Genomic DNA, 1,207 nt, shown 5'->3' with positions numbered 1-1,207 from the left:
CCCAACATTCCTTCAACTGTGAGTACTTAAAAACTCGCTTTTGATCGCCATAAGTAATGCTTATATTATTTTGTCTTTCATCAGCACAATTATCCAAGTACTCAATTTTAGTGCCTTTAGGGGTTAGTCTATTTACCTTAATAATCTTTTCTTCAATTTCCAATAAACTGACACTATCGACTGTTTCCTCACATTGCGTATTATGTTTGCTGTTTAATATTTTCCCATTCGAATGGAGTGTAAACACAGTACCATAACCCCATCCGCTAGTCCAAACATAACTAACAGACCAATCAGAGTCATTAGACTTAATAGCACAAGATGATAGAAACAAAAGAACCAGAATAAAGTACTTCAATTTGACAAACTCCTAGCTAGGCTCCCACCTAGCTATTAATGAACGTCACTATGACGTAATACATTACGTCACTTTGATACATCCCCACAGACATCAGATATAAATAAGCTTAGTAATCCTTCAGAAATCAAATTAAATATTATTACAACTTTTATAACATATAATTGATTCCTACCAAAAACACCAAAAATCAACAATTAATTTAATTCAAAATAAACCATAAATATTTTTAAATATCATCTAATTCCAGTAAGTACATTCTATATTGAATAATTTTTTATTTTTGATCTGTTTCAGGATATTGATGGAAACACCTACTAGTTCTGTCTTACCCCCCCATGGCTTTTCATACCTCTTTACAACTTCAAGTCTTGCCATTTGTCAGAGGCCCTAGAGTTTCGTGGCCATTTGAAATGAATCATCTTTGACACTCATGCTTATCAATCTTTCCCAAACAGCACCACAACTTCAGGATTGGTAGCGAAGTGGACGTTGTTACTAACACAGCTCGTTCTGATTCAAGTTGGTATGAACGCACTATCCTACCATTACAGCCATGTTAAGACCCACACTTGAATGCAAACCTGCCCCATTAATTGAACAGCTTGTTCTTGGTCATTAAATAATCAGTGCTAGGAAATAAAAGATTGAACATTACTTTAAGAAAAATGACACACGACAGAATAGCAAACTTAAGTGACCGATCAGTTCAAAGTATAAAGACAACATCTGACGTATAAAAAGAAGGGGAAATTCACGTTCTATATACTTAAAATATACTTAATGTTTACTTAAACGAGAATGACTATCAAAAGCAAAAAGCCTGTAACTCATTGAATTACAGGCTTT

The 1,207-nt window shown here is 33.9% G+C and carries 1 protein-coding gene; it reads right to left on the bottom strand.

Going from position 1 to position 1,207, the window contains the following annotated elements:
- Positions 1 to 358 (bottom strand): hypothetical protein (locus KCG35_RS25445; protein ID WP_215822651.1); only part of this gene is annotated, 358 nt, incomplete at its 3' end.
- Positions 359 to 1,207: the final 849 nt, after the last annotated feature.

Source organism: Zooshikella harenae (assembly GCF_018837975.1).
GTDB classification, from domain to species: domain Bacteria; phylum Pseudomonadota; class Gammaproteobacteria; order Pseudomonadales; family Zooshikellaceae; genus Zooshikella; species Zooshikella harenae.
The sequence above is the reverse complement of the archived record's forward strand: the minus strand, read 5'-3'. Positions and strand labels throughout refer to the sequence as shown.